This is a genomic window from Dactylosporangium sp. NPDC050688 (assembly GCF_040654515.1).
Classification (GTDB): Bacteria; Actinomycetota; Actinomycetes; order Mycobacteriales; family Micromonosporaceae; genus Dactylosporangium.
Genome location: NZ_JBFAIC010000012.1, coordinates 40,090 through 63,909, shown reverse-complemented (window position 1 = coordinate 63,909; position 23,820 = coordinate 40,090). Strand labels below are relative to the sequence as shown.

Genomic DNA, 23,820 nt, shown 5'->3' with positions numbered 1-23,820 from the left:
AGCCGGAAGGCATTGACGCAGCAGGCAGACCAGATTAGATAGTTAACGGCCGATCTAATCTCGAATAGAGGGATCGGGGTGCGTACTGCGAGCGGCACGACTCGGGAGGGGCCCGTGGATGACGGTGACCTTTGATGTGGTCGACGGCGGTATGACCGACGCGCTGCCCGCTGCGGTTACCGCGCAACTGTTCGACCTCGGGCTCGCCTGCAACGTCGCCGCCCTGGCGTACAACCAGGCGCTGTTTCGCCGGACAGGTGGTGGAGGTCGCGGTCTTCACCATCGCCTCGGAGCAGGCGATCTCCGACTCCATCGGGCAGCGGGTCTGCCAGCAGCGCGCGATCCGCAGTGTGCCGGCGCTGCAGGGCTGGATGGTCACCTGGCGCCCGCCCGGACGGCGAGGTCGCGATGGGACGCGGAGCGGTGAGCCTACCCGGGTACGACCGCCCGGCCCGGCCCGCGGCGTTTCGGGTGCTCGGCCCGTTGACCCTCACCAGCGGCGCGGACGCGCTGGTCCTGCCGCCGTCGAAGGTGACCTCGCTGCTCGCGGCGCTGCTGCTGCACCCCGACGAGGTGGTGTCGGTCGGCGCGCTGCAGCAGGCGATCTGGGGCGACGAGCGGCCCGCCTCGGCCAAGGCCGCGCTGCAGACCTGCGCGCTGCGGCTGCGGCAGCTGTTCAGCCGGCATGGCATCACCGGCAGCGTGATCAAGACCGTGCCGGGAGGCTACCGGATCACCGCCACCGCCGAGACCGTCGACCTGATGCGCTTCCGCGACCTGATCGGCCGGTCCCGCGACGAACCGGACCCGGAGACGGAGCTGGCCACGCTGGAGGAGGCGCTCGCGCTGTGGAGCGACCCGATGCTGGCCAACGTGCCGTCGGAGGCGCTGCACCGCGACGTGGTACCCCGGATCAGCGAGGAGCGGGTCCGGGTGATCGAGCGGGTCTGCGACCTGAAGATCGGCCTCGGCCGGGATCGCTCCGTGCTGGTGTACCTCTGGACCGCGACCCGCGCCTACCCGGCGAACGAGCGCTTCTCCGCGCAGCTCGTCTCGGTGCTCTACCGCACCGGCCGGCAGGCCGACGCGCTGGCCGAGCTGCGCCGGGTCCGCGAACACCTCGGCAACGAACTCGGCGTCGCCCCCGGCCCGGCGCTGCGCGCACTGGAGCTGACCATCCTGCGCGGCGAACCGCCCACCCTGGCCGGCCCGGTGGCACGGCCCGCCACCGCGCCGACCCAGCACCCGGTCGCGCCCGGCTTCATCGGCCGGGAGGCGCTCGTGCGTACCATCGCCGACCGGCTCCGCGCGGGCTGCCCGATCGTGGCGCTCAGCGGCCCGCCCGGCGTCGGCAAGACCGCGCTCGCACGGCACGTCGGGCAGTTCGTCGCGGACGGCTTCCCCGGCGGTCAGCTCCGGGTGGAGATGGGCTCGGTCACCGGGTCGGCGTCGCCGCTGGAGCACGCCGAGCGGCAACTGCTCGCCGCGCTCGGCCGGGGCGCCGGCGCCCGCGGCGGCCGGCGGCTGCTGCTGGTCGACGACGTGGTCGACGCTCGCCAGGCGCGGGACCTGCCCGCCCTGTTGGCGCCCGGCGACACCCTGCTGCTGACCAGCCGGCAGAGTCTCTCCGGCCTGGTCGCGCGGCTCGGTGGCTGGCTGCACCGGGTGGAGCCGCTCGACCCCGCCGACTCGCTGCAGATGCTCGGCGCCGCGCTCGGGCCCGAGCAGGTCGACGCCGACCCGCAGAGCGCTGCGGAGATCGCGGTGCTCTGCGAACACCTGCCGCTGGCGCTGCGCATCGCGGCCACCCGGATCCTGCTGCGCACCCGGATGAGCCTCGCGGAGGCGGTCGAGTGGCTGCGTGCAGACCCGCTGGGCCGGTTGAGCCTGCCGGGCGAGCCGGAGATGTCGCTCGGCTACCGCTTCGACGAGCTGCTGTCCCGTACCGGCGAGGCACTGGCCACGGCGTTCGTCCGGCTCGCCGTTGCGGCCCCCGCCCCGATCACCGTGGACCGGGCCGCGGAGCTGCTCGACGTCGAACCGGCCACGGCCCGCGATCTGCTCGATGGGCTGGTCGACCACAGCCTGGTCGAGGAGGCCGCAGACCATTACTGGATCCGAGGGCTGCTGCGACGCCATGCCCGGGCCGCCGCCGACCGGTCCGCGCCTCCCGGCCCGCCACCACACCCGTACCGAGCGAAGGGATCCCTGTGATGAGCACTGCCTACGAGACGGTGGCGCAGACCCGGCCGCGGATACGCCATGACGTGCTGTTCACCCGCACCGAGGACGGAGTGCTGTTCCATAACGCCAACAGCGGTTTCCGGCTCTCCTCCGCCACCGCGTACCGGCTGGCGTCGCTGCTGGTCCCGCACCTGAACGGGCGCAACCAGGTCACCGACATCTGCGCCCCGCTGCCCGCCGCGCAGCGCGCCATGATCGGCGAGCTGGTGAGCGCGCTCTACGCGCGTGGCTTCGCCCGCGACGTCTCCGAGGAGGAGGGCGACCCGGCGGCGATCCTCGGGCTGGCGGTGGCCGCCCACTTCGCCACCCAGATCGCCTACCTTGACCACTACATCGACCGGGCGCCGCAGCGCTTCGCCGCCTTCCGGGCCACCCGGGTCACGGTGCTGGGCACCGGCCCCGTCGCCGTCGCGTGCGCCACCGGCCTGCTGCGCAACGGCGCCGCCACGGTGACCGTCGCGCCGACGGTCGTGCCGGCGCTCGCGCCAGAGCTGGCCGAGCTGGACGCGGCGGGCTGCGTCGCAACCGTCGAGGCGCTGCCTGCCGCCGGCGGCGAGGTCGGCTGGCCCGAGCTGGCCTCGGCGCAGATCGCCGTGGTGGCCGCCGGCGACGACGCGCCCCGCGACACCCTGCGGCTGCTCGCGGCCGGAATCCCCGCCGACCGGCTGCTCCTGCCGGCCTGGGTCGCCGGCGGGCGGATGCTGGTCGGCCCGGTGCAGGGCGCGGGCCGCAACGGTTGCTGGTGCTGCGCGATGCTGCGGCTCGGCGACAACGACGAGACCGGCGCCGCCGGGCAGGTGTGGCGGGCCGCCGCGTTACCGTCCGGGGCCGCGCCGGCCGCCGCCCAGCCGGACGGGCCGCTCGCGGCGATGATCGGCAACCTGCTGGCATACGAGGTGTTCCGGCTGACCACCGGCGCGCTGCCGGCCGAGACCGACGGCAGCGTGATCGTGCAGCATCTCGCCTCGCTCGATGTGCTGGTGGAGCCGTTGCTGCCGCATCCCCGGTGCACCTTCTGCCGGCCGGAGCCGCCGGAGCCGCCGGAGCTGGCCAGGGCCGCCGTCGAACTGGACCCGGCGCCCGTCGAGGCCGATGAGGCGGCGGACCAGTCCGCGCAGGCGCAGGCCGCAGTGGCGCAGCTCGCCGCTCACCAGCCGCTGCTCCAGCCGCACCTAGGGGTGTTCCGCCGCTACGACGACGAGCGGTGGGACCAGACCCCGATCAAGATCGGCGCGGTCGAGTTCACCGACGGCAGCGGCCGACGCCGCACCGTGAACGCGTTCGACGTCCACCACGTCGCGGCGGCCCGGCTGCGGGCGCTGCGGGTGGCGGCCGTCGCCGTCACCGGCCACACCGCGGTCGGCGGCACCGCCCCCGACGACGCGCCGCAGGTCGACGCCGCCCGCCTCGGCCTCGCCTCGGGTTGGGGCGACATCGCCGCCGGCGCCTGGGCCGCGGCCCGGTCACTGTTCACCGGCGAGGCGGCGGCGGTGCCAGCGGCGGTGCTGGAGCCGTTCGGGGCGGCCAACTGCGGTCGCGGCGCAGAGCCGACAAGCGCCGGCGGCGGAGCGGGCGGCGACCTCGCCGAGGCGGTCCGGTCCGGGCTCGCCTCGGCGCTCGCCGGACACGCGTTGCGGCAGGTCGTCGCCGGCCGGGCCACCGCCCGGCGGATCCGCCTCGACACCATCGGCACCGACCCCGAGCTGGTCTTCCTGACCAAGTCGGCGGCGAACCTCGGCGTCGCCGTGGAGCTGCTCGACCTGGGCGGGCAGCCCGACACCGGGGCGGCGGTGCTGCTGGCGCGCTCCTTCGACCCGACCTGCGGCCAGTGGTTGTCCGCGCTGGCCGCCGACCCAGCGTGGACGGTGGCGGCTGTGGCGGTGCTGCGCGACGTGCTGGGCCAGGTGCAGCTACGCGCCCAGGACCCTGGCACGGTGCCGGACACTGGTGACCCCGTGCTCGTCGACTTCGACGCCGGCACGGTACCGGTACACGGCGAGGCAGACGCCGCCGGGGTGGTCCACCGCTGGGCCGATGTGCTGGACCGGCTGCGGGAGCACGGGCACGACGTGCTGGTGGCACCGGTCGGCGGCACGGACCTGGCCGCGGGTGGGCTGGTCGCGGTGAAGGTGCTGCTGTCCGTCGGCGACGACCGATGAGTGGCGGCGGGTCCGCGACCGACGAGTTGGTCTGCGCCGGGCTGGCCCGGCTGCTCGCCGAGCGGGGCTGCGACGCCGAGGTGGTCGCGCTGGGGGTGCGCGACGAGCTGAGCGCAACCGCCCGGCCGGCGCGCGCCCCCCGGGTACTGCTCTACGGGCAGTTGGCACTGCTGGGGCCGATGCCGCCGGCGGCGGCCTGCCCGACGTGCCTGGCGCGCCGCTGGCAGGCGGTGCGCCACCGCGACCTGCGCGACGCGGTCGAGCTGGGCGGCGATACCGTCGCGGCGGGCCCTTGGCCGTATGCGACCCCGTTCGTCGCGGACTTCCTGCACGGCCTGATCGAGGCGCACCGCGCCGCCGGCGCTGCGCCGGGCGGGCCCGGTACTTCCGGCGCCGTGACAGGAGGAGTCGGCACGGTGCTCCAGGTCGACCTGTCCACCCTGCGGGTGCGCCGGACTCCGCTGCTGCCCGACCCGGAGTGCCCGAGCTGCGGCGGCGGGGTCGCCGACGCGCCGGAGCTGGCCGCGATCGAGCTGCCCGCCACCCCGAAGCCGGCGCCGGGTACCTTCCGCTGCCGGGACCTGGACGACTACCCGCTGAACGTCGAGGCCTTCGCCAACCCGGTGTGCGGCGCGCTCGGCGCCACCGTGTGGCAGGACATCACCTCGCTCTCCACCTCCCCGGCGGTCGGCTCGTTCACCCTGCGCAGCGGCCGCTACCTGCGGGAGACGTTGTACGGCGGGCACGCCGACGGCTACCGGCGCAGCGCCCGGATCGCGGTGCTGGAAGGGCTGGAGCGCGCCGCCGGCCTGCGCCCGCGCGGCAAGCGCACCGCGGTCACCGCGACCCTGCGGGAGCTGGGCGGCGACGCCCTGGACCCGCGCGAGTGCGGGCTCTACACCGACGCGTTCTACCAGGCCAACCCATACCTCCACCGGTTCGTCCCGGACCGGCCGATCACCTGGGTCTGGGGCTGGTCGCTGCGCGACCAGCGCGCGCTGCTGGTGCCGGAGATCCTCGTCTACTACCACGCGGCGACCGTCGAGGAGCGCTTCGTCCAGGAGACCTCGAACGGCTGCGCTTCCGGCGGATCGCTGGTGGAGGCGGTCTACCACGGCCTGATGGAGGCGATCGAGCGCGACGCGTTCCTGCTGGCCTGGTACGGCGGCCGGTCCCTGCCGGAGATCGACCCGGTCAGCATCAACCGGCCGCAGACCCGGATGATGATCGACCGGCTGGCCATGTACGGCTACCGGGCCCGGTTCTTCGACACCCGGATGACCTTCGACATCCCGGTGGTGACCGCGGTGGCCGTCCGCGAGGACGGCGGCCTCGGCACCCTCGCCTTCGGCGGCGGGGCGAGCCTCGACCCGCAGGCCGCGATCGCCGCGGCGCTCTGCGAGATCGCCACCGACTCGGTCATGGTCCGGGTCCGCGCCGGCGCCGACGAGCCCCGGCTGCGCCGCATGGTGACCGACTTCTCCCAGGTGCAGGGCCTGCACGACCATCCCCTGCTCTACGGCCTGCCGGAGATGGCGCGGCACGCCGCGTTCCTGCTGGAGCGCGGCCCCCAGCCGGTGCCGATGGCGCAGTTGTACGAGCGGGACCGCCCCGCCCCGCCGGTCACCGCCGACCTGCGCGACGACCTCGAACGCTGCCTGAAGACGGTGACCGCGCAGGGCTTCGACGTGATCGCCGTCGACCAGACCACCCCCGAGCAGCGCGATCTGGGCCTGGCGACGGCGAGCGTGGTGGTCCCGGGACTGCTGCCGATCGACTTCGGTTGGCTGCGCCAGCGCGCCCCGCACGCGCGGCGGCTGCGGACGGCGTTCCGCACCGCCGGGCTGCTCGACCGCGACCTGCGCGACGACGAGCTCCACTCCGTTCCCCACCCGTTCCCGTGAGGTGCTGCCATGACGCCTGAAAATCCCGGCCTCGCCCACGCGTACGCGACCGCGATTCTGCGCCGCGGCCGTGAGCCGATGCCTCCGGTCGACTTCACCCCCAACTGGGACGACGCACCCCGCCGCAGCAAGTACTACCCGCAGGCCAGCACCTTCGGGCTGCCCGCCCCGCCGAGAGCCGGCGTCGACCTGGACACCGCGCTGCGCGGTCCGGGCGACGCCGACGAGCCGTTCACGCTGCCGCTGCTGGCCGGCCTGCTGCACCACTCCTACGGGCTGCTCGGACGGCGGCTCGGCATCCAGGCCAACACCGACCTGGCCGCGTTGCCGTCATACGCGCACGCCAACTGGCACCGCGGCACCGCCTCCGGTGGCGGCCTCTACCCGTGCAGCGTCTACTGGATCGCCGGGCCCGGCGCCGGGGTCACCCCGGGCGTCTACTACTACGCGCACGCCCGGCACGCGATGCAGCGGCTGCTCACTGGCGACGTCAGCGCCCGGGTGAACGTGGCCGTCGACCCGCCCCGCCCCGCCAGCCAGTTCTTGGTCATCGGGGTGAAGTACTGGCAGAACGCCTTCAAGTACAACAACTTCTCGTACCACGCCGTGTCGATGGACGTGGGCACGACGCTGCAGACCTGGCGGCTCTGGGCCGGCGCCCAAGGCCGGCAGATCCGGCCGGTCCTCTGGTTCGACCAGGCCCCCGTCGCCGAACTGCTCGGGCTCGCCCCCGACGACGAGGCGCTCTTCGCCGTCGTGCCCCTGACCTGGGCCGCGCCCGCCCCGGCCGGGCTGGGCGAGCCGGCGCCGCAGCCGGCGACCGTCCGGGTCCGCCACCGCGACCAGGAACGGTCGCGGACCGTGCTCCGCTTCGATACCCTGCAGCAGATCAACCGCAGCACCGCTGCGGCGGTCGATCGGCCGCCCACCGGGGCGCTGGCGCCCGCCGCCGCCCACCCGGCGCCGCCGGGTGGAACCCGCCTGCCGCTGCCCACCGCCGCGCCGATGACGCTGCCCGTCGAGGCCGCCCTCACCGCCCGCCGCAGCAGCTTCGGCCGGTTCCTGGCCCACCGGCCGATGGCGGCGGAGCAGCTCGCCGCGCTGCTGCGCGCCACCGCCGCCAGCACCGTGCGGTCCGAGATAGACGGTCCCGACGACCGGGCGTTGGCCCGGATCTACGCCTTCGTCAACCACGTCACCGGCGTGCCCGCCGGGGAATACGTGTACGACCCGCAGGAGCACAGCCTGGTCGCCGTCACCGGTGGCCCGCCGGGGGCGTTCCTGCAACGCAACTACTTCCTGGCCAACTACAACCTGGAGCAGGCCGCAGTCGTGCTCGTCCCGACGGTGCGTACGCACGCCGTGCTGGACGCCACCGGGGACCGGGGCTACAACCTCGTCAACGCCACCGTCGGCGCGATCGCCCAGACCTTCTACACCGCCGCCGCCGCGCTGCGCCTCGGCGCGGGGGTCGCGCTGGGATTCGACAGCGTCTCCTACATCGAGGAGCTGGGGCTCACCGGCAGCGGCGAGTTCCCGCTGCTCATCATGCTCGCCGGCAACGACCGCGGGCAGCTCGGCGACTACCGTTACGAGCTGAGGTGACCCCGGCCATGCTGTCGCAGAGCCCGTCGCGCAGCGCTGCCCCCGCCGGGTGGCGCACCGGCGCCTACTTCACCGCCCGGATCGCTGGCCTGCCACTGTCGACGGTTGATCCGCTGCGCTGCCCCACGGCGTGCACCTGGGCCGACGATGTGCTCGCCTTGGAGCACCGGCTCGCGGCCGACGGGGCGCAGCTCAGTCAACTCCTCTACGAGCTGGTCAACGACAACGAGGACGAGTCGGTCCGGCGGCGGCTGCTGACGCTGCGCCGGCAGATCTTCAACAACGTATTGCCGGCCGCGCCCGAGCCGGCGCTCGCCGCGGTCGAGCAGACCCGACCGGAGGCCCTGCCCGTCGTGCAGCGCTGGCTGGAGCAACGGGCGCGGCTCGCGCGGCGGTACGACGAGGGGGGCTCGATCTTCGCCGCCGACGTCAACCGGGCCCGTGCGCAGCTGTGGCGGCTGGCCGACGAACCGCGCCTGCGCGGCGGGCTCCAGCTCGCCTCACCGACCCTCGACGAGCAACTCGCCGCCGGGGCCCCGCCGGACCTGACCCGGCCCGCCAACAAGCGGACCCGCCGCGTCGAGCGCTCGCTGCTCTCCTACCTGTACCGCACCGCGTGCAAGACCAGCCCGTTCAGCACCTTCACCGCGGTCGCCCTGGGACGGTTCGCCGACACCGGGTCGGGGCTGGGGTGCACCGTCAGCGAGCAGTGGCAGCGGCACGTCCGGCTCAACGTCGTCCTGGTCGCCCGGCTCGCCGACCTGATCAGCGCTGACCCGCAGCGGCGCGGCGACCTGTCGGTGGCGCTGAGCCCGGGGTGGCGCCGCGACGCCGACCGGATCCGCTACGTGCGGCACTGGGTCACCGCCGGCGACGACAGCGCCGCGGTCAGCTTCGACTCGGTCCGCGACGGGCTCTTCTTCCTGCGCCGCAGCGGCATCCTGGACGAGCTCACCGCCCTGCTCCAGGAGCGCGGCGCGATTCGCTGCGCCGACCTGGTGGACCGGCTCTGCGCGTGGACCGGGGCCGAGCGACCCGCCGGCGAGGCGTACCTGTCGACGCTGCTACGGCTGGGCATGCTCCGGCTTGTCGGCCTCGACACCGACGTACACGTCGCGGACCCGATCCGGGTGGTCGCCGGCACCCTGAGGCAGCTCGACCGGCCGTGGGCCGAGCGGCTCGCCGGCCGGATCCACGAGATCACCGAGCTGGTCGACGCCTACCGGCAGGGCGACCTCGGGCAGCGCCGCGAGCTGCTGCACCGGCTGCGGGCCGCGCTGCGCGCGGCGATGCAGTCGCTGGGCGAGGAGAACCCGACCCTGCCGCAGACGCTGCTCTACGAGGACAGCCGGGTCGCCGGCGAACCCGTCGCCGTCGCTGCCGGGCCCTGGCAGCGGCTGATCGGCGCGGACCTCGCCGCCGTGGAGCGGGTGTTGCCGGCCTTCGACCAGAACCTGCCGCACCGGATCATGTTCCACGGGTTCTTCCTGGCCCGGTTCGGCGTCGGCGGCCGCTGCGACGACCTGCTGCGGCTGGTCGAGGACTTCCACGACGACCTCTACGACCAGTACTCCTCCTACACCGCGGGGCGCCGCCCATTCGCCGACGACGGCAGTTACACCCCGGAGGAGAACTGGCTGGGCCGACCCGAGATGACCGCGCTCGACCAGGCCCGGCAGCTCTTCGCCGGGCGGCTGGCCGCGCTCGCCGCCGCCGACCCGCAGCGCACCGAGCTGCTGCTGCCGGCCGAGCTGCTCGACGAGGTAGGGGCGCTGCTCGGCGACACCACCCGCGGTGTCCACCCGCAGGGGCACTTCGTCCAGCTGGCACTGCGCGAACCCGACCCGCTGCTGGTGCTCAACCAGTCCTTCGGTGGGCTCTCCTTCCCGTTCAGCCGGTTCACCCACTGCTTCGACGCCGACACCCCGACCCTCGCCGAGCGGCTGCGCGCCCAGGCGGCCGAGGTTGCCCCGCCGGGCGTGGTCTTCGCCGAGCTGACCGGGGGCGCGGCCACCACCAACCTGAACCTGCACGCCAGGCTCACCGACTACGTCGTCGTCTGCCCCGGCGAGACCAGCAGCGTCCCGATCGAACGGCAGCTCACCCTCGACGACCTCTATCTGGTGCACGACCCGGAAACCGACCGGATCGTGCTGCGCTCCACCCGCCTCGACAAGGAGGTCGTGGCCGTCTACCTGGGCTACCTGGTGCCGATGGCGCTGCCGCAGATCCCGCGTACTCTGCTGCTGCTGTCGCCGGCGTCGATGGTGCGCCTCGATGTGTGGCGCGGGGTGCCCGTTGCGGCCACCGCCGACGGGGTCACCACCCGGCCCCGGCTGCGCGCCGGCAACGTCGTGCTCAGCCGCCGCAGCTGGTCGGTACGGGTACGCGACCTGCCGGACACGGGCGACCCCGGCGCCGATCCGGCGGCCTTCCTCGATTGGCGCCGGTGGCGGGCCCGGCACGGCGTGCCCGAGCAGGTCTTCGCCACCACCTACCCGGCAGACCCGGGCCGGCTGGTGAGCAACCCGAAGCCGCAGTACGTCGACTTCGGCAGCCCGCTGTCGATGCAGGCGCTGCGGGCCGCCCTGGACGGGCCGGGCGACCGGGTCGTACTGCGCGAGCTGCTGCCCGCCGCCGACGAGCTGGCCGCTCACGGCGAGCGCGGCGGGCACGTCAGCGAGTTGGCCGTGGAGACCTTCCACACCGAGGAGAGGCAGACCCGATGACCGCGTCCGCCGGCGCCGAGCACGCCGCCGACCCGCGCGGGCAGTGGCTCGCGCTGCACGTCTTCTACGCGGCCAACCCGCAGCCGCTGCTGGTTGAGTGCGTGGCGCCGCTGATCCGAGAGCTGACCGAGCAGAACCTGCTCGCCGGCCACTTCTTCATCAACTACTGGCTGGAGGGGCCACACGTGCGGCTGCGGCTGCGGCCGCGTACCCCGGCCGACGAGCCGGCGGTACGGGCGTGCGCCGAGGCGGCGGTCAGCCGGTTCCTCGCCACCCGCCCCGCGCTGTACGCGATGGGAACCGGCTACCTGCGGGAGCTCTACGACATCCTCTTCGCGCTGGAGTTTCCCGACGGGCGGCCGGCGGAGCTGGTCGACGCGAACGGGCAGATGTTGCTGCAACCCAACAACTCCTACACCTACCGGCCCTACGAGCCGGAGTACGGCAAGTACGGCGGGCCGGCGGGCATCGAGGTCGCCGAGTGGCACTTCCAGCACTCCAGCGACATCGTGCTGCGGGCCATCTCGTCGATGAACCTGCACCTGCGCCCGGTGCTGCTGGGTACCGCCGCGCAGCTGATGACGGTGCTCGCCGGCACCTTTCTGCCCGACCGGGAGGAGCTGGTCGGGTTCCTCGACCGGTATCACCACTTCTGGCACCGGGCGTTCGCCGGCACCAGCCTCATCGGCGTCGACGAGTACACCCGGATGTACGACAGTGTCGCCGGTGAGCTCGGCCGCCGGGTGCGGCAGATCCTCGCCCTCGTCGCGCAGGACGAGACCCAGCGCCTGCCCGGGTTTCTGCGCGGCTGGGCCGAGCACGCCGTCCAGCTCCGGGAGAAGGTGCTCGCGCTGGCCGCCGCCGGTGAGCTGACCGTCAGCGCGTGGAGCGGCGGCGACCGGGTCATCACCGACCCGGGGGAGGCGATCGCGTCGCTGCTCTCGCCCTACCTGCACATGACCAACAACCGGCTGCACGCCACGATCCGCGACGAGGCATACCTGTCGTATCTGCTTGCCCGGGTGCTGCGCGAGGAAGCGGTGCCGGCATGACCGGTTCTGGCGTGCTGGCCAAGCGCCCCCGGCTGCGCGAAGATCTGATCTTCTCGCGGCCGTTGCAGCGTGGCCCCGACACGGTCTACCTGGTCAAGGACCGGCGCAGCGGCCGGGCGTTCGAGATCACGCCGAAGGAGCAGTTCCTGATGCGCCGCCTCGACGGCGTCCGGTCCCTCGCCGAGGTCGGCGCCGAGTACGCAACCGAGTACGGTCGCCGCCTCGGCGTCGAGCACTGGACCCGGCTGCTGTGGCTGCTGCACGAGCGCGATCTGCTGTCTGCGCACCCCGCCGGTCCGGGCGCCGCGCCCGGCGGCGACGAGCGCGCGGCGGCCCGCCAGGTGCGGCCCGCCGCGCTGGCCTGGTGGGCGCGCCGGCTGCGGTGGCTGCTGCACCCGGCGGTCTTTGCGCTGCTCGCCGTGCTCGTCGCTGCCCTGATAGCGGTGGCCGGGCTGCGACTCGACCCGCTCTGGCAGGCTGCCCGCCCCGCCTTCACCGCCCCGCTCAGCCTGGTCGCGCTGGCGTTGCTCGCCTGGTTCGGCGCGGCACTGCACGAGTTCGCCCACGCGCTTGTTGCCGTCCACTTCGGTGCCACCGTCAGCCGGATCAACCTGATCACCCTCACCTGCAAGATCGAGGACTACCTCTACCTTCCGCGGCGGTCTCAACAGGTGATGATCGCGGCGGCCGGCGGGGTGGCGAACGGGCTGGTCCTGCTGCTCGTCGGCGCGGTCCTCACGGCGCTGCCGGGTGCCTTTGCCGACCGGCTTTTCAGCGCGTACGTGTTGGTCGGCGCTGCCCAGACCCTGGTCAACGTCATTCCCCTGCCGCCGCTGGACGGCTACAAGATCGTCAGCCACCTGTTGGGCCTGCTGAACCTGGCCCCGGAGAGCCGCCGCTACCTGACGACGGCGCCCCGGCGGCTGCTGCGCCGACCCGGCCCGCGATACCCGCGACGGACCGCGGTCTGCCTCGGACTCTTCGCCGTGTGGTGGCTGCTCGCGGTCGCCGTGGTCGCCGGCGTCGTCATCTTCTTCGTGGGCGCTCTGCTCCAGCCCGATTTCGGCGCACTCGCCTACGTCCCGCCCGCCGCGATCGTCGGCCTGACGATCGCCGGCTGGCTGGCCCGGCCACGTCGGGAACGCACCGCGGACCGGACCCCGCCGCAACCACTCCATCAGGACAACCAGTGAAAGGCGAGCCGATGTCACCCACCGACGGTCCAGCGATTGTGCTGGATGCTGTGAGCAAGTCGTATGGCGAGGTGAGGGCGGTCGACGAGATCTCCATCTCGATCGACCGCGGTGAGTTCTTCGGTCTGCTCGGCCCCAACGGCGCGGGCAAGACCACACTCATCGAGATGATCGAGGGCCTGCGTACTCCCGACACCGGCAGCGTCACCGTGCTGGGCATGTCGCCAGCCCCGCGCAACCTCGACCTGCTGCCCCTGATCGGTGTGCAGACCCAGCGCTCGGCGTTCTTCACCCGGCTGACCGCCCGCGAGCATCTGGTGACGGTCGCCGCCCTCTACGGTCTCCCCCAGACCGCCGCCGAGCGGGCGCTGGAGCTGGTCGGGCTGACCAACTCGGGCGACGTCCGGGTCACCAACGTCTCCGGTGGTCAGCGCCAGCGCCTCGCCATCGCCTCGGCGCTCGTGCACGACCCGCAGGTGATCTTCCTGGACGAGCCCACCGCCGCGCTGGACCCGCAGGCCCGCCGCGACCTCGGCCAGATGCTGCGCAAGCTCAAGGCGATCGGCAAGACCATCGTCTACACCACCCACCACCTCGACGAGGCACAGGGGCTCTGCGACCGGGTCGCGATCCTCTCCGCCGGACGAGTCCTCGCCCTCGACAGCCCTCGTGAGCTGATCGCCCGCTCCGGCATCGGCACCCGCCTGGTCGTCCCCGCCGGCCGGCTCAGCCCTGAGCAGGCCAGCAGCCTCGACGGCGTCGACGGAGTCGGCGTCGAGGACGACGCGCTCGTGCTGCGTACCACGCAGGCCGCCCGGGTGCTCGCCGCCCTCGGCGCCGAAGCCGACCTGGACGACGTGGAGACCCGGCCGGCCACCCTGGAAGACGTCTACCTCGAACTGATCGGAGCGCCGCAGGCATGAGCGCATACGCCGCACTCTCCCGAGCCACCTACAAGGCCACTGTCCGGGACGCCACGACGCTCTTCTTCACCTTCGCCTTCCCGCTGGTCTTCCTGGTCATCTTCGGGCTGATCTTCCGTGGTCAGGAGGTTGGCGACACCGGCCGTGGCTACGTCGACTACATCGCCCCGGGCGTGCTCTCCTGGGGTCTGGCCAGCGCCGCCCTCTTCGGGGTGTCGTTCACCCTGATGCAGTGGCGCAACGACGACCTGCTGCGCATCATTCGGCTCTCGCCGACCAGCATCTGGTCGGTGATCGGCTCCCGCTACGTCGTTGCGCTGGGCATCGGGGTGGCACAGAGCCTGCTCTTCGTCGGCGTCGCCATGCTGCCGGTCTTCGGCATGCGCCCGGATTCGACGTGGCCGCTCTCCATCCCGATCATGCTGCTCGCGGTGACGGCGTTCCTCGCCCTCGGCCTGATCGTCGGCTCCCGGGCGAACACCCCGGAGGCGGTCGCTGCGATCGCCAACTGCATCGTGGTGCCGATGGCCTTCCTCTCCGGCTCGTTCTACCCCCTCGAGCTGATGCCGGGCTGGCTGCAGGGGATCTCCCGGGCGCTGCCGCTGCGCTACGTCAACGACGGCATGGCGTACGCCTTCACCAGCTTCGGCACCATGAACGACTACCTGCTTTCCTGCGCCGCGCTGGTCGCCTTCGCCGCCGTGTTCGTGGTCATCGGGGTGCGGACCTTCCGCTGGAGCAACGACCGATGACCGCCGCCGCGGCGGCAGCAGCGCGCCCGGCCCCGCTCTCCGCCGCCGCGGTTCGGCTGCGGGTGCACCTGCGTCGCCGCTGGACGGCGCAGCCGGTGGGCGGCGAACCGCGGGTGGTGACGCTGGGCGACGCCGACGCGTTCGCAGCACCCGCCGCGGCCGAGTTCGACCGGCGCGACGCCACCGTGCACCTCAGCGCTACCGCCGTGCTGATCGGCCCGTCCGGCGGCGTGGCGGGCCGGGCTTGCGGGCACTGCCTGGCCATCCGGTGGCAGCGGCTGCGCACCCGCAGCGAACGCGACGCCCTGGAGGTCGGTGACCAGATGACCGCCGCCGGTCCGTGGCCGCCTCTGACCGCCTACCAGCTCGACACCGTCTGGGACCTCTACCGCGCCGTTCACGCCGGCCCGCCGCTGCCGCCGCCGCCGAGCTGGGACCGGCACAGCACCCCGCTGTCCCGGGTCAGCCAGCTCGACCTGGGCAGCTTGCGAGTACGCAGCTACCCGGTGCTGGCCGAGCCGTGCTGCCCCAGCTGCTCCGTCCCTCAGCCCGACACCCCCGACGACGGTCCGGTGTTTGCGCAACAGCCGCGGCCCAAGCCGCGCGCCGACGCGTACCGGCTGCGCGCCCCGGGCAGCTATCCGCTGCCGGAGGCCGCACTGGTCAACCCGGTCTGCGGCGCGCTGGGCGCGGGCACCCAGCTCACCATCACCTCACCGACCACCGCGCCGGTGACCGGCAGCGTCTTCATCCGCGGCTACGGCGGGCTGCTCGACGTCTCCTGGAGCGGCCAGTCCAGCGGCTACGACGCGAGCCGCTCGCTGGCCTACCTGGAAGGGCTGGAGCGCTACGCGGGCACCCACCGGCGGCGCAACGTCACCCCGGTCGTCGCCGCGTACGTCGACCTCGGTGCGGAGGCGCTGCACCCGGACCGCTGCGGCAGCTACCCCGACGCGGTGTACGACGCCGACCCGATCCTGCGCCGCTTCGACCCGCAGCGGCCGATCCCCTGGGTGTGGGGGCAGAACCTGCACACCGGCAAGCCTTTGCTGGTGCCCCGCCGGCTCTGCTTCTACAGCTCGCCGGCCGCGGGCGACACCTTCCAGCTCTCCTCCTCCAGCGGCTGCGCCACCGGCAGCTGCCTGGAGGAGGCCGCCCTGTTCGGGCTGTTGGAGCTGATCGAGCGCGACGCGTTCCTGCTCGCCTGGTACGGCAACCTGACGCTGCCCCGGATCGACCTCGACACCTGTCCGCCGGCGGTGCGTGCGATGGCCGACCGTGCCGAGCTGCAGGGCTACCGCCTCTACGCCTTCGACAACCGGATAGACCTCGACGTACCCGTGGTCACCAGCCTCGCCGTCCGCCATGACGGCGGTCCCGGTCTGCTGTCGTTCGCCGCCGCGGCGCACGTCAACCCGGAGCAGGCGGTCGCCGGCGCGCTCGCCGAGACACTCACCTACATCCCCCACCAGCCCGGCACGGTGCGTCGGCGCCGGGCCGAGCTGGAGCGGATGGCCGACGACTACACCTTGGTCCGCCGGCTGCCGGACCACTCGGCGCTCTTCGGCCTGCCACAGATGGCGGTGCACGCCGAGAGCTACCTCGACGGCGGTGACACGCTCCCCGCCGGGCAGGTGTTCGCCGGATACCGGCCCCCGGGCACCCGGGACCTGCGCGACGACCTGCACCGGGTGCTCGATCTGCTGGGCATGCGGGGATTCGAGGCAGTCATGGTCGACCAGACAACGCCGGAGCAGGAGGCGGTCGGGCTCCGCTCGGTCTGCATGATCGTGCCCGGCCTGCTCCCGATCGACTTCGGCTGGATCCGGCAGCGGGCTCCGCACATGCTGCGGCTGCGAACCGCGCCTGCGGCGGCGGGCCTCGCCGACGCCGACCTCGCCGACGCCGACCTCCGCCTCGTACCGCATCCCTTCCCATAGCGCCGGTGTCGCGAGTGGGCCTGAAGCCTTGCCCGCGAGGTCTCCGGCGACGGCCTGCTGGATGGATCCTGATCGCGCCTCGTCGGGACGCACAGGCGGGTCCGCGCCGGTGGTGGGCACCGCGCTGGGCAGGCAGAGACGTCGGTCCGCCCACGGGCGGCCCGACGTCTCGCCGCCGTGGCTCAGGCCGAGCAGCTGGTGGTGGAGGTGGTGCTGCTGCAGGTCGAAGTAGTGCCCGACGAGGAGCAGGAGGCGAGGATCGCCTCGGACGCGTCGGCGTAGTCGGAGATCGCGAAGGTCTCCGACTCCAGCTCCAGGATCTCCTTGGCGAGGGCGTTGAGGTCGGTCTCGGGCGCCATGGTGGCTCCTAACAGTTGGTGTCCGGCCGGCTCGTCCGGCCCGCCGCAAGTACACCCCAGCGCGCTCACCGATCGCCCACGGTCACCGTCGCAAACCGCTGTCATCCGATGTCAGCGCAGTGACAGCGGCCTGGGCTTGGCTGACGCCATGGCACCACCCGGAGCACAGAGCGCCACCCACCCCACCGGCCCGACGGTCGATCCGGAGATCGTCGCCGACGCGACCCGGCTCTACCGTGACCTGCACGCACATCCGGAGCTCTCCGGGATGGAGGAGCGCACCGCCGCCCGCGTCGCGGCCGCGCTGCGGGAGATCGGCTGCCAGGTCACGACCGGAGTCGGCGGACACGGCGTCGTCGGCGTCCTTGGCAACGGGGCCGGCCCGACCGTGCTGATCCGGGCGGAGCTGGACGCGCTTCCGGTCGCCGAGGAGACCGGCCTGCCGTACGCCAGCACCGCCACCGGCGTGGACGCCGACGGCCGGACCGTACCCGTCATGCACGCCTGCGGGCATGACCTGCACCTGGCCGCGGCGGTCGGCGCCGCCGGCCACCTGGCCCGGGACCGGGACGGCTGGCGGGGCACGCTGCTGATCCTGGGGCAGCCGGCCGAGGAGACCATGCGGGGTGCGGCGGCGCTGCTCGACGACGGCCTCTACGAGCGGTTCGGCCGTCCCGACCTGCTTCTTGCCCAGCACGCCGCCCCGCTACCGGCGGGCATGGTCGCCCACGGCACCGGGCCGATGACGGCCGGCTGCGTCACCCTGGACATCAGCGTGCCCGGACGGGGTGGACACGCCGCCACCCCGCACCTCTGCGTGGACCCAGTGGTGCTCGCCGCGAACATCGTCATGCAGTTGCAGGCCGTGGTGGCCCGGCAGGTCAGCCCGGCCGACCAGGTGGCGCTCACCGTCGGTACGCTGCGTGCCGGCCATCATCCGGGAGTCATCGCCGAGCACGCCACCCTCGGGGTGACGATCCGGGCGCTGCACGAGCCGACGCTGGACCGCGTGCTGAGCAGCGTGAACCGCACCGTCCGGGCCGCCTGCGAGGCCGCCGGTAGCCCGCGCGAGCCGACGATACGGGTCGTCTCGCGTACCCCCGCCTATGTGGGGAACCCGGCCGCGACCGCTCGGGTGAGGGCCGCCCACGAGCGGGTGTTCGGGCCGGAGCGGGTCGGCTGGTGGCCGCCCTCCCTGGCGTCGGAGGACTTTCCGCTGCTGACCGCCGGGGGGATGCCGAGCAGCTACTGGATGCTCGGCACCGTCGGGCCACGCCAGTGGCGGGCCGCGCCCGGCGCGAGCGCGGCCGAGAAGCTCGGCAACCTGCCGACGAACCACAGCCCGGCCTTCGCGCCGAGCATCGAGTTGGCGCTGCCAGCTGGTGTGATGGCCCTGGTGGCTGCCGCCCGGACGCTGCTCGCCACAGATCCGCGATCGTCGGCGCCGTTGCCCCCGCCCTCGCAGGCTCCGTCGCCGGGGGCCGGAGCCGAAGGCGGCGGGAGAGGTGCCGGATCGGGCCGATTGAATGGGTAGCGGGCATGTCCTACTTTTCCGGCAGAAAGCGGATCTTCCTCCCTCGCGAGCTACGCCTCCGGGCGAGTTAGGTAGACAACGGTGAAGTTCTACGAGCTGATCGCCCTCATTTGGATCCTGGCCGGGCTCGCCATCACGCTGACCTGGCTGATCCTGCGGCACCGGCGGGCGCAGGCCCGCGCCGGGCCAGAGGTCCAGTCCCGGGCCGAGTCGGCCCAGCTCGCCGACCTGCAGGCGCGGGTCGATCGGATGGAGCAGGCGCCGCGCACGACCGATTGAGCCCGGCCACCTGGTGTCCCACTCGGGTTGCTGAATTGCGCCTGAATGGCGTGTCTAGATTGCTGTCATGTGTTGTTGGCTGGCGGTGTGATCTTTGCGAGGTGGTCGGCGAGCGAGTTGAGGATCTCATCGAGGGCGGTGCGTGCCCGCAACGGTTCACCAACGCCATGTTGGGTCACCATCTGCCGAAGTCATGATCCGGCGGGGCCAGACACCTTGACCCATTCGGGCGCAACGTCAAGGTGTCTGATCATTAGGCCACGCGAAGGCAGACACGAGAGCACAAGCCCCTAACCAGCAAGAACATGCACCGATTCCAGGTCGTTTGGAACCGAACAAGCCAAGTCAAGAGGTCCAGCAGCTACATGCTTGACCCGACATTCAAATAGAAGAATAAAATGAGGGTTTCTGCAGGTGGCTTGACCTGCAGAAACCCTCAGATTGTCGGGACGGCGGGATTCGAACCCACGACCCCTTGACCCCAGTCGTCGGAGGCCCCAGCGACATGCTCAAGCACGTTCTCCCAGGTCACCACAGGCAAAGTATAGGAGTCCACGCCGAGAGCCCCTGCGGCTATGCCGCCTCGGCCTGGTTGCCGAACCTGCCGGCGACAACCTTCCTCAGCACCTCGAGCGCCCGCTGCGCATCGTCAGGACCCACCGGCGCGGTCCGCTCCCTGATGTAGGCCGCAAGCGCCTCCCGGATGACATCGGACCGCCGCGCCTGCTGCGCGTCCGCCAGACCGTCCAACTCCTCAACCATCGCGACCGGCAGCCGAATGCTGATCATCGCCATCGGCCCGTCCGCCGCCGGGGAGACAACCCCATCAGCGACCGGCTCCACCGCGGACAGCAGCGGCGACACATCCTCCGAGGCGTCGAACCACGCGACAACCTCGTCCTTGGACATCCGCTCGAAGTCAGGACCGCTCACAGCACTCGCCTCCTCCACTCATCCAACTCCGCACCCGCTAGGGCCTTCACGCTCAAGATCCGATACGTCGTGGTGCGATACATCTGCTCGCAGACGACCGCGACAACGCGGCCGCTGCCGGCCATCCCCATCACGACGAGCAGCAGGTCGCCGATCCGCCGCTCGAACCGCAGACCCGGCGGAGCGTGCAGCGCCTGATCGACCTCCTCGAGGGCAACCTTGCGACGACGGGCGACAGCAAGGCCCTCATCCGTCCACAGGTGCTCCCGCCCACCACAAACCAGACCGTACACGACGTCATACACGGAGCGTGGCGCTGACAAGGACGGCGCTGACCATCACCCTTGGCACGATCATGACGGCAATGAGTTCGGCCAGACACTCGGTGGCTTCACGGCGCCGGACGGCGCACACGCGGTGGCAGCGCATCAGTGCGCCGGCGTCACGACCGAGGCGCACCGTCGGCATGTCCGGTCACCAGCACCGGACCGCCGGCGGTGTCCCCGAACGCCACGCAACGCGCGTCGGACACCACGACCGCGGTCACCACGTCCGCAACCACGTCCCAGGCCAGCAGCCGATCCCCGCCGTCGCCGACGGCCGCCGCCAGCGGACGGCCATCGTCTCCGGCGGCCGCGACCGCCACCACCCGACCCCGTACCCACGCTGCAACGCAGTCGCGGATCGGCGTGGCCACAGAGCAGGAGTCGGCAGCCGTCCGTCCAAAGTCCGGCGGTTCGGCTGCGGCCGGGGACACGGTACGAGACGCCTTGGCCGATCTAGCGCATGACCCGGACGAGGGGCAGGAACAGTTCGTCGACGATCGAGCGGATGCGGGCCGGCTCCACGGGTTTGAGGTCCATGAACAGGTCGTGGCGGACCAGGTCGAACGGCATGCGCAGGACCGCGGCCGGGATCCGGTCCAGGTTGATCTCGCCGCGGTCGTGCGCGCGCTGGTACATGGTCCGGCTGCGCAACAGCGGCTGATTGCCCAGGATCCGGTCGCGCACCTCGGCGGGGGTGAGTCCGGTGCCGGCCAGCAGGCCCGAGAAGGCGGCGGCCGCGGTGACGGCGAAGAACGTGGCGCGGGTCTGGCCCATGCCGGTCAGCGCGGCGATCAGGTCGCCGCGCAGGGTGCCGGTGTCGGGCAGTTCGACCGGGTGGCTGGTGCGGTGGCGCTCGATCGCGGTGAGCACGAGTTCGTCCTTGTTGGCCCAGCGGCGGTACAGCACGGCGATGCCGGTGCCGGCCCGGGAGGCGACGGACTCCATGGTCAGCTTCACGTAGCCGGCCTCGACCAGTTCCTCCCAGGCGGCGTCCAGCAGCGCGGCCTCGAGTTCGGGTCCGCGTCGGCGAGAGGTGGTCATAAGCACAGTATAAGGAAGGTTTGCATTCCCTATCGCGCGACCCTACCCTCTCTAAGAGATGCATTCCTCTCTTAGACGACGGGCGAGACGATGACCATGACGGAGGCCCCTCCGGCGACGCTGTCGCCGCAGGTCAAGTACGCGCTGCTGGCGCTGCTCGTCGGCGGGATCGCGGCGATCCTCGACTCGACGATGGTGACGCTGGCGATCCACACGCTGGTCGTAAAGCTGCACTCGAGCACCGGCGCGATCCAGTGGGTCACCACCGGCTTCCTTCTGGCGATGGCCGTGGCGATCCCGATCACCGGGTGGGCCGAGCGCCGCTGGGGCGGCAAGCGGGTCTGGATGGCGGCGCTGCTGCTGTTCGTGCTCGCTTCGGTGCTGTGCGCGGTGGCGTGGAACGACGCCAGCCTCATCGGCTTCCGGGTGCTGCAGGGCTTCGGCGCCGGATTGATCTTCCCGCTGATGCAGACGCTCGCTGTGCGCGCCGCGGGCGGGCGGGCCAGCAGCTCGCTGATGGCGGCCGTCAGCCTGCCGATCGCGCTCGGCCCGATCCTCGGCCCGGTGTTCGGCGGCCTCATCCTCAACTGGCTGAGCTGGCGCTGGCTGTTCCTCGTCAACGTGCCCGTGATCGCCGTCGGGCTGCTGCTCGCGTGGAAGCACCTGCCGGCCGATCGCCCCGCGGCCGGAGCCGGGCGCGGCCGTCTGGACTGGCTCGGCCTGGGCCTGCTCGCGCCCGCCCTGGCCGGGATCCTGCTCGGGCTCTCGCAGCTGTCCGCGGACGGCGGGATCGGCCACGCCAGGGTGCTGGTGCCACTGCTGGCCGGGACCGCGCTGCTGGCCGCGTTCATCGCCTGGGCGCTGCGACCCGGCGACCGGGAGCCGATCGTCGACATCCGGCTGCTGCGGCTGCGGTCGCTCGGCACGGCCTCCGCGGTCCTGTTCACGGCCGGCGCGGCGATGTACGCCGCAATGTTCCTCCTGCCGCTCTACTACCAGCAGCTGCGCGGCGACAGTGTCCTGGACGCCGGGCTGCTGCTGATCCCGCAGGGCGTCGGCGCCCTCGCCGCCCGCTTCCTGGTCGGCAAGCTGGTCGACCGGCTCGGGGCACGCACCGTGACGATCGGCGCGTTCCTGCTCACCACCGCCGCCACCGTCCCGTTCGCGCTGGCCGGGCCGGGCACCAGCCTGTGGTGGCTGGGTGCCGTGCTGCTGATCCGCGGCCTCGGCATCGGGGCGGTGCTGATCCCGCCGATGTCCGTCGCCTACCAGGACATCGAGCCGGGCGGCATCCCGCACGCCACGATGAACACCCGCATCGTGCAGCAGGTGGGAGCCTCGTTCGGCACCGCGATCGTCGCCGTCGTGCTGCAGTCGCTCGTCGAGCACGGCGCCACGGACGCCTTCCGGGGCGCGTTCTGGTGGGCGATCGGCATCTCCGCGGTCGCGGTCATCCCCGCCGTCGCCCTCCCCGCCAAGCAGCCGAGGGTCGATGCCCTGTCCTAGCGCAGGAGGGCGCTGTTGCGTTTGGCGCCGGAGGTCACGGGCGTCAGCATCGTCTGGCGCTACATCCGCAGCGACGTCGGCACGACGTGCAACGGCGACGACAAGTACAGATCCACCCGGTCGCCAGAGCACGCCGCCGGAATGCGCATGACGGGCTCGGACAAGGTGCCTACCCTGAGGTGCCCCGACGGCGTCGGCGGGGCATGACGAGCGGGGGCGGCGGATGGACCTCATCTGGGACATGGAGACCAGCGATCCGGACGACTTCATCACGCTGCTGCTCCTGCTCGGGCATCCGCGGGTGAACCTGGTCGGTGTCACCGTCACGCCGGGGACGCCGGACCAGGTCGGGGTGGTCAGGCGGGCGCTGGACTGGTTCGGTCGTTCGATTCCGGTCGGTGCGTTCAACCTCGCGCACACGGTCCGGGACCCGGGGCAGGGCCGGCACGGACAGCGCGGCGCCTGCGTCTCGTCGTGGCACTACGCGGCGTTCGGTGACATGCCGCCGTCGACCGACGCGGCGCCGGGGCCTGAGCTGCTCCGCGACCTGTGCGGCCCCTCGAGCACCCTCGTCACCGGGGCGCCGCTGAAGAACCTCGGCGGCGCGCTGAAGCTGCCCGGATTCCAGCTCGGTGAGGTCGTCGTGCAGGGCGGCTTCGCCGGTGCGGGCGTGGTGCCGTCCGACCGCCAGCTGGACAAGTTCCGTGGCCTGGCGACCTGCCCCTCGTACAACCTCAACGGCGACAGCAGGTCGGCGCTCGCGGTGATCGCGGCGGAGACGATCGGCCGCAAACGGTTCGTGTCGAAGAACGTCTGCCACGGCGTCGTCTACGACCGTGCGCTGCACGCCGAGGTCGCCGCCGTGCGCGACCGCGCCACCTCCCTCGGCCTGATCTGGCAGGGCATGGACAAATACCTGGACAGCCATGCCCCGCGCCCCGCACCGCCGCGGAACACGGCGATCACCGCCGCCGAGGTACGACTCGCCGGCGACGACGGCACGCTCACCCTGACCGGGCGCGACGACGCGATCGCCGGCGCCGCCGCCCGCGGTCTCGACCTCGTCGCGGTCACCGCCCACGCCGTGCCGGTCTGCCGGGCGATGCCACCGGCCAGGGAGCACCGCGAGTCGGCGGACCCGCACGGCAAGATGCTGCACGACCCGCTCGCGGCGTGCTGCGCGATCGACCCGTCGATCGCGCAGTGGGCCGAGGTGGACCTGTACCGCGAACGCGGGGCGTGGGGATCGCGGCTCGCACCCGGCTCCGGCGTCCTCATCACCGTTGGCTACGACCACGCGAAGTTCCTCGCCACCCTGCTGGAACGCTGAGCCCATGGTGG

General features: G+C 72.6%; 19 protein-coding genes and 1 pseudogene. 15 read left to right on the top strand and 5 right to left on the bottom strand.

What is annotated here, in order from left to right; all coding sequences use genetic code 11:
- The first annotated feature begins 118 nt into the window (after nucleotides 1-118).
- From AB0H83_RS14390 to AB0H83_RS14340, 11 genes are read left to right on the top strand one after another with little or no spacing between them, the layout of a single operon-like run.
- On the top strand, nucleotides 119-427 hold the full coding sequence (locus tag AB0H83_RS14390) for a hypothetical protein (RefSeq protein ID WP_360092736.1): 309 nt from the start codon (nucleotides 119-121) through the stop codon (nucleotides 425-427).
- Nucleotides 409-2,214, top strand: a complete 1,806-nt coding sequence (locus tag AB0H83_RS14385) for a BTAD domain-containing putative transcriptional regulator (protein WP_360092406.1) — start codon at nucleotides 409-411, stop codon at nucleotides 2,212-2,214. Before AB0H83_RS14390 ends, AB0H83_RS14385 begins: the two co-directional genes overlap by 19 nt.
- On the top strand, nucleotides 2,214-4,403 hold the full coding sequence (locus tag AB0H83_RS14380) for a TOMM precursor leader peptide-binding protein (protein ID WP_360092403.1): 2,190 nt from the start codon (nucleotides 2,214-2,216) through the stop codon (nucleotides 4,401-4,403). The genes AB0H83_RS14385 and AB0H83_RS14380 overlap by 1 nt, the downstream gene beginning before the upstream one ends.
- Complete coding sequence (locus tag AB0H83_RS14375) at nucleotides 4,400-6,307, top strand: TOMM precursor leader peptide-binding protein (RefSeq protein ID WP_360092400.1); 1,908 nt, start codon at nucleotides 4,400-4,402, stop codon at nucleotides 6,305-6,307. Before AB0H83_RS14380 ends, AB0H83_RS14375 begins: the two co-directional genes overlap by 4 nt.
- Nucleotides 6,308-6,316: 9 nt before the next feature.
- On the top strand, nucleotides 6,317-7,912 hold the full coding sequence (locus tag AB0H83_RS14370; protein ID WP_360092397.1) for a nitroreductase family protein: 1,596 nt from the start codon (nucleotides 6,317-6,319) through the stop codon (nucleotides 7,910-7,912).
- 8 nt (nucleotides 7,913-7,920) lie between these two features.
- Nucleotides 7,921-10,641 carry a lantibiotic dehydratase gene (locus AB0H83_RS14365; protein WP_360092394.1) on the top strand — a complete coding sequence of 907 codons (2,721 nt, stop codon included), beginning with the start codon at nucleotides 7,921-7,923 and terminating at the stop codon, nucleotides 10,639-10,641.
- A complete protein-coding gene (locus AB0H83_RS14360; protein WP_360092391.1) occupies nucleotides 10,638-11,693 on the top strand; it encodes a thiopeptide-type bacteriocin biosynthesis protein in 1,056 nt (351 codons plus the stop codon). The genes AB0H83_RS14365 and AB0H83_RS14360 overlap by 4 nt, the downstream gene beginning before the upstream one ends.
- On the top strand, nucleotides 11,690-12,886 hold the full coding sequence (locus tag AB0H83_RS14355) for a peptidase M50 (RefSeq protein ID WP_360092388.1): 1,197 nt from the start codon (nucleotides 11,690-11,692) through the stop codon (nucleotides 12,884-12,886). The genes AB0H83_RS14360 and AB0H83_RS14355 overlap by 4 nt, the downstream gene beginning before the upstream one ends.
- Nucleotides 12,883-13,809 (top strand): ABC transporter ATP-binding protein, encoded by a 927-nt coding sequence (locus tag AB0H83_RS14350; RefSeq protein ID WP_360092385.1) that lies wholly within the window; start codon nucleotides 12,883-12,885, stop codon nucleotides 13,807-13,809. Before AB0H83_RS14355 ends, AB0H83_RS14350 begins: the two co-directional genes overlap by 4 nt.
- Nucleotides 13,806-14,561, top strand: a complete 756-nt coding sequence (locus tag AB0H83_RS14345; protein WP_360092382.1) for an ABC transporter permease — start codon at nucleotides 13,806-13,808, stop codon at nucleotides 14,559-14,561. Before AB0H83_RS14350 ends, AB0H83_RS14345 begins: the two co-directional genes overlap by 4 nt.
- Entirely contained in the window at nucleotides 14,558-16,501 is a 1,944-nt protein-coding gene (locus AB0H83_RS14340; protein ID WP_360092379.1) for a TOMM precursor leader peptide-binding protein, read from the top strand. The genes AB0H83_RS14345 and AB0H83_RS14340 overlap by 4 nt, the downstream gene beginning before the upstream one ends.
- A 182-nt stretch (nucleotides 16,502-16,683) precedes the next feature.
- Here AB0H83_RS14340 and AB0H83_RS14335 read toward each other — a convergent pair whose 3' ends face one another.
- A complete protein-coding gene (locus tag AB0H83_RS14335) occupies nucleotides 16,684-16,860 on the bottom strand; it encodes a thiazolylpeptide-type bacteriocin (RefSeq protein WP_360092376.1) in 177 nt (58 codons plus the stop codon).
- Nucleotides 16,861-17,008: 148 nt separating this feature from the next.
- Here AB0H83_RS14335 and AB0H83_RS14330 point away from each other — a divergent pair.
- A pseudogene (locus AB0H83_RS14330) lies at nucleotides 17,009-18,286 on the top strand (amidohydrolase); the annotation flags it as partial.
- A gap of 189 nt (nucleotides 18,287-18,475) precedes the next feature.
- Nucleotides 18,476-18,673: a hypothetical protein gene (locus AB0H83_RS14325; protein WP_360092373.1), complete on the top strand. Its 198-nt coding sequence runs from the start codon at nucleotides 18,476-18,478 to the stop codon at nucleotides 18,671-18,673.
- 573 nt (nucleotides 18,674-19,246) lie between these two features.
- Here AB0H83_RS14325 and AB0H83_RS14320 read toward each other — a convergent pair.
- The 4 genes from AB0H83_RS14320 to AB0H83_RS14305 form a co-directional block, all read right to left on the bottom strand.
- A complete protein-coding gene (locus AB0H83_RS14320; RefSeq protein ID WP_360092370.1) occupies nucleotides 19,247-19,606 on the bottom strand; it encodes a ribbon-helix-helix domain-containing protein in 360 nt (119 codons plus the stop codon).
- The gene (locus AB0H83_RS14315; RefSeq protein ID WP_360092367.1) at nucleotides 19,603-19,911 is read right to left on the bottom strand and encodes a hypothetical protein; all 309 of its coding nucleotides are present in this window, start codon (nucleotides 19,909-19,911) and stop codon (nucleotides 19,603-19,605) included. Before AB0H83_RS14315 ends, AB0H83_RS14320 begins: the two co-directional genes overlap by 4 nt.
- A gap of 137 nt (nucleotides 19,912-20,048) precedes the next feature.
- A complete protein-coding gene (locus AB0H83_RS14310; protein ID WP_360092364.1) occupies nucleotides 20,049-20,252 on the bottom strand; it encodes a hypothetical protein in 204 nt (67 codons plus the stop codon).
- 133 nt (nucleotides 20,253-20,385) lie between these two features.
- Complete coding sequence (locus tag AB0H83_RS14305) at nucleotides 20,386-20,973, bottom strand: TetR/AcrR family transcriptional regulator (protein ID WP_360092361.1); 588 nt, start codon at nucleotides 20,971-20,973, stop codon at nucleotides 20,386-20,388.
- A gap of 96 nt (nucleotides 20,974-21,069) precedes the next feature.
- Here AB0H83_RS14305 and AB0H83_RS14300 point away from each other — a divergent pair, with 96 nt between their 5' ends.
- Together AB0H83_RS14300 and AB0H83_RS14295 are read left to right on the top strand one after the other, a co-directional pair.
- A complete protein-coding gene (locus tag AB0H83_RS14300; RefSeq protein WP_360092358.1) occupies nucleotides 21,070-22,479 on the top strand; it encodes an MDR family MFS transporter in 1,410 nt (469 codons plus the stop codon).
- Between the two features lie 223 nt (nucleotides 22,480-22,702).
- A complete protein-coding gene (locus AB0H83_RS14295) occupies nucleotides 22,703-23,809 on the top strand; it encodes a nucleoside hydrolase (RefSeq protein WP_360092355.1) in 1,107 nt (368 codons plus the stop codon).
- The last annotated feature ends 11 nt before the right edge of the window (nucleotides 23,810-23,820 follow it).